Origin of the sequence: Pseudoalteromonas sp. 0303, from assembly GCF_013349995.1 — a bacterium.
Taxonomy (GTDB): Bacteria; Pseudomonadota; Gammaproteobacteria; order Enterobacterales; family Alteromonadaceae; genus Pseudoalteromonas.
This window is the reverse complement of record NZ_JABVXF010000041.1, coordinates 26,241-34,636: the sequence shown is the minus strand read 5'-3', so window position 1 is coordinate 34,636 and position 8,396 is coordinate 26,241. Positions and strand designations below refer to the sequence as shown.

The window sequence follows — 8,396 nt, the reverse complement described above, 5'->3', positions numbered from 1 at the left end:
ATGGACTCCCATAACATTTTGGTCTGCTAACTTAAATGTTAGTCCAACCTTCGGTGGTTGGGGGAGTCCAATTATCTCTACCCAACCTACAAGCTGATAGCTCCCTTCCCCCTTTACTCTCGCTAACTTTCCCCTCGCTAACTTTCTCCAAAACACAAAAAAGCCGTTACATTGCTGCAACGGCTTTTTGGCATTTGAATTTAATCATGATCAGAGTTATTTGAGTTTGGGAAAATATGGACCCCAAATTACTAACTTCCCGTAGTCCAATTTGAGTTTATAGATTGGGAATCTATTCCTTAAAGATAAGCTCTCCATTGTTAACTCTAATTAAAGTTTGGGAATAAACACTCTAGGGTTACAGCCACTTTCAACAGATTTTTCGCTCCATTCATATAAACGTTTTTCTTTAAATCTTTAGGGTTTTACTCTAAGCTAGTCTTGAGCAAGGGGAAGAGTGTGGATTTTTTAACGCTTTATAGCATATACATTTTATGCTTTTGAGTAATAACAACAGAATCGAAAACAGACCTAATGGATAGTAATCATTTCACGACTAGAGAATTAATTAGAAATATTCCTTGTAGCATTGACGTATGAAGTTTGAATTTAATTGTTAGTGTGCCACATTGATTGAATTATTAAAAATTCACCGCTACGCAAAACTAAACTTTTAGATGTTTAACTTATTGACAAAAATACAAACACACCTACCTTAACAGGTAATACAATGCTTAATGATATTTCGCATAAAAGAAAAATGCAGGGCATGACTTTTAATGAACTTTATAGGGTGAGTGATAGGGCTCTTGAATTACAATTGCTTTGAAAACCTATAAAAGCAAGTCAGCACCTTTTCGGCCTAACAATATGTAACAAAATTTGATCTACAAGCTTACTAAGAACGTATTTAACAAAAAGATAATTAGGTAATAGAAATTGAAATCAACTACCCTTATAAATTTACAAACAACTCTAATCCAAGAACTTTCTTTAACTACAAAATCTCATGAATACGATTGGGAGTACTTGTCTGAATGCTTTATTTTTCTTAAAGAGAAATTTCCTGATAAAACCTTCGCTGAAGCCCCTATTCCCTACATAGATATCCACAACAGAACATCTGGGTATATCTTTGTCGAAAGATATGAGGATTCTTTAATCTATGTCTACAAATAGCAAGCTCATTATTCTTGGTTGCGGCCACTCAGAATCTGAGGTCAACTTAAACAATAACGCAGCAGTATTAACTAATGAAAAATTACTGCTCATCGATTGCGGCTACACTATTAAATCAGCTTTGAAAAACCAAGGCTTTAAGATATCTGATATCGACTCAATTTATATTTCCCATGTTCATGGTGACCATGTTTTTGGCTTAGAAAGGGTTGGTTATGAATGTTTATTCAAGTACAAATTTAGACCAACTTTATTTATTAAAAAAGAATTATATAAAGAATTGTGGGATAACACTTTAAAAGGTTCAATGTCAAAAATTGGTGAAGGTGAAGCCTCATTAGAGACTTTCTTTAAAGTAGTTTTCATAGAAAACGATTCGTTTTATTTTCATGATATCAAAATTGAGACATTAAAAGTCAAGCACACTCCCAATAAACCTTCATTTGGCATTTGTATCCAAAATAAATATCTCTATACAACTGACACAATAGCAATTCCGGAAACTCTATCAAAGTATAAATTCGATTACTGTTTCCATGATGTTACATTATCTGATTACAATCCTGTCCATGCGACTCTAAACTCACTACTAAACTCATATACCAAAACCACTAGAAAGAAGATGTACCTTATGAGTTATGAAGACAACTGGAACGATTATGAAAGTAGTGTAAATCTTAACTTCAAAGGGTTCATAAAGGAAGGCGACACATTTGACATATGATTTAACTAAATTTACTAATCTCTATTTTGATAGCAAGAATCACAGATTTAGTATTTCTCAAGTAAATAACTCACTAGAATTTGTACATTGGTATGAGCTAAAAAAATTAAATATTCGCTCACTATCAAAAGGTGACACATTTAGAGCCTATGCTAGAAAGTATAACTTAGAGGGTATATCAAGAGGTTACTCCTTAGAAAGTTTAGTTTCTTTAAATAGCAATGGAAATTTAGGTGCAGAGATTATAGAAAATGAAGAAATAAATGAAGGTAAACTCATAAAAATAATAACCAATAAACATATTTCACCTATTATATTCATAAATTGCAGGTTTTCTGAAATCGAAATCGAGCACCATACATTCAACAGAGAAATTGGATTTATAGAGTGCTCATTTTTATCAAATATGAGAATGATATCTTGTGATTTTATAAAAAACCTTTGGTTTCCAAACTGTAGATTCATGAAACACTTCAGCCTTAAGAACTCTGTTATTAAAGGTAGCATTCACATGGAAGCTTGTAACTTTTCTGGGGCAGGTGGAGTATCTTTAAGGGGAGTTAATTGTAGAAGTATTTACTTTGACCTAGGTGTAATAGGTGGAGACGATCTTGTTTGGCTGAATGAAATGACAGTTAGCGAAACCCTATCTATAGGTGGTATTTTTAATAATGAAATACAGATTTTAGCTAATCAAGATTCGGATGTTAAATGCACTTCTTCAATAGAAAATATTTATATAGGGTCAGAAATATATAATTATGAAAAAGCCAACAGCACCTCCATCAATGATAAAGTTACTATTGACGGTATATGCATAGAAAAATTAGAAATTAATGAGTTGGATGTAAATGGCTTAAATATCAGGGAGTCTGAAGTTAGGTTACTTTCTATTGATAATACTAACATCTCAAATGTGCTTTCAATTGAAAGCAATATGATTGGAGAGCAAGCTCCCTCTCCCGATTCAATTGCTCTAGCTGTAACAAACTGTAGCATTGGAAGGCATTTTAAAATTGAAAAAAATGACGTTTTTGGGAAAGCTTCTTTCTTTTCTACTGCCGTAAGTGATGTAACGTATTTAGAAAATAATACTCTATCTGACAAAACAACTATTAATCTTATAAAATTCACATCAAGTCGTTTCTTAATCTCCCCTCTAAGTAGTTTATACTCAAGTGAAAGACCCCATATTTTTAGACCTAAAAAGTTCAAAATAATAGATGAATATAACTCTGAGTTAGCAGCAGAGCAATATTGCTCATTAAAACATTGGTTATCTGATAGCGGGCACTTAGATCATGAAGATGAAGCTTTCTACTTTATGAGGCATTACTTTACGAGCTCTAAAATTAAGCGATTTATTTTCGGAACAATTTTCGGCTGGGGAGTAAGGTTAACAAACATAGCTATTTCATCAATACTAACCATACTATTTTATTCTTTCATTTATTATTGTATCGAGCCAAAGATTAAAGCTTTTTCTCCTTTATCTCTTAGTTTTCAAAGCTTTTTAGGTAGCTTCTTTGGGAAATGGTTAGACTTTGAGCCTGATGGCTTATTAGCAAGTATTGTCACGCTAGAAACAGCAACAGGGGTTCTTCTTATTACTGTTTTCATAGGCGCTTACATAAGAAAATTACTAAGATGAGTTACTTTTATATTTCTATTGGCACTAATATAACCCCAGAAAAGCTTGCAGTGACTATAACGCAGAAACTTTGCGAGAGATATGGAAGTATTTTTATTTATCCTTTTGTTTATACCTCCCCTATCAAGATGAATAGTAATATGCCATTTTTAAATTCGTTAGCTGTTATCAAATACAACCTAGATGAAAATCAAATTAAAAACAGTTTTAACAAAATAGAGACTAGCTTAGGTAGAAATAGAGATGACCCGTATTCACCGATAAAAGACAGAGTCGCAGATATTGATATCATTTATAAATCTGAGGAATTCAACCTTAATTTTTTTTCGAAATCTAAAGAACCATTTAATAAAAAAGTTTTGGAAGGTAAAAAAATCTTCAGCAGTGCTTCACTACCTATTCAAAGACCGTCCACCATCGACCTTGACAGAACTACCGGTGATATAATTATTCTCAGTGATAAAGTTAATTGTTTTTAAGATAGAATCGAACCCCCCCTCACGTTTAATCAAGGCTTCATTTAATACACTTTCTTTCTCTGATTCATTGTGAGTTGATAAGAACTTAATTGGCCCGGGTTGAATGCTATTGACTCGAATGTGAGGAGCAAACTTTTTTGCAAAGCTTTTTGTTAAGCTTTCTAAACCGGACTTTGTAGAACAATAAAGTGAAAAATTTTCATTTGGATTATCTACGTAAATATCTGTTATTTGAATTATATTTGGTTCTGGAGCTTCTTTTAATGCAGGGTACAATATAGAGTTTAAAAGAGAAGGAAATATCATGTGAACATTAATCATCTCTTGGTAATTTGAAGCATAGTTATCGATATCTTTATCATCACTTATAAATTTAGATGCATTATGCACAATAAGGTCTATAGAGTCATACTTTTCAAGAATATCGTAAGCTACCTCTTTTGCTGTTTCAGGGAAATACCCATCGACTTGATAGTGATCTAAGTGTGAGTTGATATGCAGTTGTGATATTGCTTCTTTGTTCCTTGAAATAGATATTACTTGATAGTTCATTTTCAAAAAATGTTCAACTAAAAATTTCCCCAGCCTCCGGCTCGTACCTGTAACAACAACAACTTTCAAATTAAGCTCCTAATACACTAAAAAAATCAACTCAACAATCTAACTTGCAAACAAAATTATTACTTATTTAATTTATCGCTTGAATTTTACACATAACACTAACACACCTAAACTCCAAAGACTTTATATATACAGTAAATAAAGCTATATGAGACTATTACTTCTTGATCTACCCTTTGAGAAACAATGATTGCTAACTCGTAATCTTCGATTAATTGAGTAAGCATAACAAGCTCTTCTCCTTTAGGAGTGTTAGGTTCAGCAACGTCCCAAAGCTCATCTGCACGCTTGAGTGCTTTTTCTAAGTCTTGTTTTGAGCTGATTGATTTTATCGATGTGATAGCCACAACATACCGAAATTCGGAAAGGTCAGAATAAATTACTCAAAATCTTCGGGGTTAAGTTCTTCTACACGACATAAATAGCCGTGAGCTTTAATTTGTTCATCATTTAAAGATTGATCTGAAAACTTTTCAAGCTTAATCGAGCGTTTATCTTTCATAAGTGTACATAGCAGAATGCCACCAATTTTTAATTTGTTTTCTTCATTGAAATCTTCGTCAGGGAGCAAAGGAATAGCCCCGTTTTTGCCAACAGTTACAATCATAATTTAACCTATGTTTATAGCGTGTCAATTCAGCATTTAACCTTTAGTATACTTCAACTTCTTGACCTTATTGAAATAAAATTACTTTATAATTAAAACTAGAATAACCATCATCTAAAATACATAAACAAATGATAATTCCACACCGCGCTTACTCAAGATTAATAACCCGTGTAAGATTTTTTGTTCTTGCTATTTTTTCATCAGACAAAGACTGATCATGATGCTTACTTAATTTTATACGATTATTTCATTGCAAACTTTCACAAAGCAGAATATAGCCAACCTCAACCCCTAACGCTTCACAGTATTCATCAGCAAGTGGGATTTCGAAATTCTTACCTATTTAGTTTCCATTTTTCTGGCACCTAAAGTTAAATCGACTATTAAGCTGTGTAGCTGTATTTTAGTTTATTAACTGCTTGCTTTATCAATTCGCGACCGCGAATAGAGTTCATATAACGACGGGGAGGCTCGCCATTAAACAGTAAAACTGGGGTATCTAGCCAGCCATTGAAGTTCTCAAGATTACCGAAATACTTAACACAAAACTGACCTAGCTTTGCAATGTCTAGGACGTTGTCAGTCAGTTGCTTATTGAGCCTTTTTGACTTATGTCGTATCAACATGCCTGATGTTGTGTTTAGGCTCTGAGCGATAACTTCTACGCTCCAGTTCAACGAGTCAGCAAGTGAGCACACACCGGCTTTTGTAACACCTATATTCGTAAAATTTATTTCGGCAAGAGGGTTTGAAAACGTTGTTAGCTCACCATGAGTGACGACAGATAAGAAGTCGCATTTACTTGTGTTGCTAGCTTGAAACTCAACCATGTTCCGCTCACTCATTTGATGTCTACTATTAACTTTAGTGAGCCGTATTCATAACTTCAAGTATCATCATCAGCAATTCATTCCAATGCCTCCGCCAACACTGCGTTTAACACCCCTTATCTGCCCTAACTTGCCCAATGAGAGGGCCTATCTCATTCTTAAAAAGTGCAATGTAATCATCTCTCAACCCTCTAGAGCTACTTGGGTGAGGTAATGAAACAATTTCGCAATGTTCAAAAGATTGAAAGCCCACTTTAAATCGACGCCCTGAAAAAGCTTTTTGCTTCACCGTTCTAGGTTGCGTTTCAGCCCCCATGACTGACATAAACCTAGATTTTATATCTTCACTGTTTAAGGCTGTCATTAACTTTGAGCCCATAAAGAATATCAATGCTGGCCGAAGCTCAGTGATGTGGAAAATGAAGTTATCAACCTGCTCAGGGGTTACCATTCTTTTCCAGAATCCCTTTTCGAGTTTATGTGCCTCAGAGTTACACCAATTTGATTGCACAATGAGCTTTTCAAAGTCTCCACCTAATCCTTCCCGCGACAATGGGTGCTCCCATAACGAGAACCACTTAACAACTCGCTTGTCGTAAGGCCAAACGAACGCTCTATCACCGTATTTTGGCGATTTATTTGAGAACGTTGTCACCGCATCATCCCCATGGTAAACACGCGCACCTGCTGCAACTAACTCTTGATCTTTTTTACTGTTCCCCCACTCATAGCCACAGATTAAGATACCCTGCTCACTATTTAATCCTTCAAACAAACTAGTTCCAATATTTAACATATTTCAATTCACCTATCATTATCGTATTACTTACTGTTCCACGACATACTCGGTTTAACTCGCTTTATAACCCTTAATAAACTAACTTTGCTTAAAAAAGCTCTTTTTAAGCGCATTCAACCATGGCTTATCGTGCTTAAATAACCACATATATTCCTTGTCAGCACTGCGGCGTAACAATGTTATCTTAGGCGTTTTAAGTGTATACAATGTTGCAATGAGTGCACGTCTTGCTTGTTGACGATGACGATAAAAACGAATTCTGCGTCGAAGCTCTTTAATGATTGGTTGGCCACTCAAGACTTGCTCGACATCGCCTTTTTTTAAGTTAAATTTATGCGCGATATCAGAAACGTGTCGACCAATAATGAGCTGAATAGTGATACCTCGGCGAATAGAGTCACTGACTTTTCGTTCTTGTTCTTTTAATGAAATGCTATATTTTCTGGCGATATTTCTTACTGTTGCAGCACTAACGTCAGCCACTTGAATAATTTGTCGAAGCGGAAGGCCCTGCTTTAATAGCATTAGAGCGGTATTTTGCCTCAGCGCATCTATTTCAGATTGCGGTGTAATTGGCTCAGAATGAACCTGTTTCAATGACTCTTTTTGCGTGTAAGCATCAATGAAATCATCAACATGCTCAAACAAAAAGGTGCATATCAGCAAATGCTTTAACGGATGATGATTAGCTTCATCATTGTAGAAAATGCTTGCTGGAAAAGCATACTCCGCGTCGTTTTGTAATAGCTTAAAAACGGCATCATGGCTCATGTACTCATCAAAATACACTCTCATTTGCTCACGCCAGAGACTGTGACGCACAAAGCGCGTGGTAGCCAAACCTTGATTGATTAGTCTAATCGCATACGTTTGTTTTAAGCGGACTGGATCAAAATGATTTGCTTGACTGAAAGCGTAATTAAACGATGCTAGCTTATGTTCTAGCGTTGATATAGCAAATGTGGGCTCACAGTCTATCAACGGAAAAAGAAGCCGCTTTCGCTGCTTGGGTATAGAGACAAGCCGGCAGTGGTGCCTGTAACAAGTATTTGATAGCGGTAATTGATGCGCTCTAAGCCAATAAGTTTCACCAAATTGCTTTTCTTGCTCTTTAGCGCACAGAGGGCAAAAATGATGAACATCGTGACATGGAATGCGATTAGCTAACAGCCCCAGGGTTTTAAATGCATCAAGACTGTTTTCTTTTAGCAACATTGCTCTAGCTTGCGCTCTGACGCTTTCTGTTGAGAATAATGTGTAGTATTGAAATGACGAATGCTTATCGAGAAGCTCATTGTGAGGGCAGTCACAGACTAAAGCTAAGCGATTAATGAAGGACGGTAAGATTGAATCTAACTGAATATTTTTATTATCAAATACATTCAGCATGGATTGAGATATCGATGATGACACATCATTCAGCACTAATCGCGATGCGATGCTATAGATAGTTTCATTATTGTAAATGCGAGGATATATTTGCTTCATTCGCATCATCAACCT

9 protein-coding genes are annotated in these 8,396 nt (G+C 35.2%); 3 read left to right on the top strand and 6 right to left on the bottom strand.

Annotation, left to right across the window (positions count from 1 at the left end):
* Window positions 1-1,165 precede the first annotated feature (1,165 nt).
* From HUS62_RS19440 to HUS62_RS23525, 3 genes are read left to right on the top strand one after another with little or no spacing between them, the layout of a single operon-like run.
* Complete coding sequence (locus tag HUS62_RS19440) at window positions 1,166-1,903, top strand: MBL fold metallo-hydrolase (RefSeq protein ID WP_175080857.1); 738 nt, start codon at window positions 1,166-1,168, stop codon at window positions 1,901-1,903.
* The gene (locus HUS62_RS19435) at window positions 1,893-3,554 is read left to right on the top strand and encodes a hypothetical protein (RefSeq protein ID WP_175080856.1); all 1,662 of its coding nucleotides are present in this window, start codon (window positions 1,893-1,895) and stop codon (window positions 3,552-3,554) included. Before HUS62_RS19440 ends, HUS62_RS19435 begins: the two co-directional genes overlap by 11 nt.
* On the top strand, window positions 3,551-4,033 hold the full coding sequence (locus HUS62_RS23525; RefSeq protein WP_175080855.1) for a 2-amino-4-hydroxy-6-hydroxymethyldihydropteridine diphosphokinase: 483 nt from the start codon (window positions 3,551-3,553) through the stop codon (window positions 4,031-4,033). The genes HUS62_RS19435 and HUS62_RS23525 overlap by 4 nt, the downstream gene beginning before the upstream one ends.
* Here the strand turns inward: HUS62_RS23525 and HUS62_RS19425 are convergent.
* The 6 genes from HUS62_RS19425 to HUS62_RS19400 all read right to left on the bottom strand — a co-directional run bounded on the left by HUS62_RS19425 (window position 3,947) and on the right by HUS62_RS19400 (window position 8,381).
* The gene (locus tag HUS62_RS19425; protein ID WP_175080854.1) at window positions 3,947-4,654 is read right to left on the bottom strand and encodes an SDR family NAD(P)-dependent oxidoreductase; all 708 of its coding nucleotides are present in this window, start codon (window positions 4,652-4,654) and stop codon (window positions 3,947-3,949) included. The genes HUS62_RS23525 and HUS62_RS19425 overlap by 87 nt on opposite strands.
* Window positions 4,655-4,761: 107 nt before the next feature.
* Window positions 4,762-5,001, bottom strand: a complete 240-nt coding sequence (locus HUS62_RS19420; RefSeq protein WP_175080853.1) for a hypothetical protein — start codon at window positions 4,999-5,001, stop codon at window positions 4,762-4,764.
* 32 nt (window positions 5,002-5,033) lie between these two features.
* Window positions 5,034-5,261 carry a hypothetical protein gene (locus HUS62_RS19415; RefSeq protein WP_175080852.1) on the bottom strand — a complete coding sequence of 76 codons (228 nt, stop codon included), beginning with the start codon at window positions 5,259-5,261 and terminating at the stop codon, window positions 5,034-5,036.
* 386 nt (window positions 5,262-5,647) lie between these two features.
* Window positions 5,648-6,109, bottom strand: a complete 462-nt coding sequence (locus HUS62_RS19410) for an MbcA/ParS/Xre antitoxin family protein (RefSeq protein ID WP_175080851.1) — start codon at window positions 6,107-6,109, stop codon at window positions 5,648-5,650.
* 91 nt (window positions 6,110-6,200) lie between these two features.
* Entirely contained in the window at window positions 6,201-6,890 is a 690-nt protein-coding gene (locus HUS62_RS19405) for a hypothetical protein (protein ID WP_175080850.1), read from the bottom strand.
* 81 nt (window positions 6,891-6,971) lie between these two features.
* Window positions 6,972-8,381: a TnsD family Tn7-like transposition protein gene (locus tag HUS62_RS19400; RefSeq protein ID WP_175080849.1), complete on the bottom strand. Its 1,410-nt coding sequence runs from the start codon at window positions 8,379-8,381 to the stop codon at window positions 6,972-6,974.
* Window positions 8,382-8,396: the final 15 nt, after the last annotated feature.

Excerpts from the sequence above, each read along its gene's own strand:
- HUS62_RS19440 (WP_175080857.1), top strand. The coding sequence starts at position 1,166 with ATGTCTACAAATAGCAAGCTCATTATTCTTGGTTGCGGCCACTCAGAA.
- HUS62_RS23525 (WP_175080855.1), top strand. The coding sequence starts at position 3,551 with ATGAGTTACTTTTATATTTCTATTGGCACTAATATAACCCCAGAAAAG.
- HUS62_RS19415 (WP_175080852.1), bottom strand. The coding sequence starts at position 5,261 with ATGATTGTAACTGTTGGCAAAAACGGGGCTATTCCTTTGCTCCCTGAC.
- HUS62_RS19410 (WP_175080851.1), bottom strand. The coding sequence starts at position 6,109 with ATGAGTGAGCGGAACATGGTTGAGTTTCAAGCTAGCAACACAAGTAAA.
- HUS62_RS19405 (WP_175080850.1), bottom strand. The coding sequence starts at position 6,890 with ATGTTAAATATTGGAACTAGTTTGTTTGAAGGATTAAATAGTGAGCAG.
- HUS62_RS19400 (WP_175080849.1), bottom strand. The coding sequence starts at position 8,381 with ATGAAGCAAATATATCCTCGCATTTACAATAATGAAACTATCTATAGC.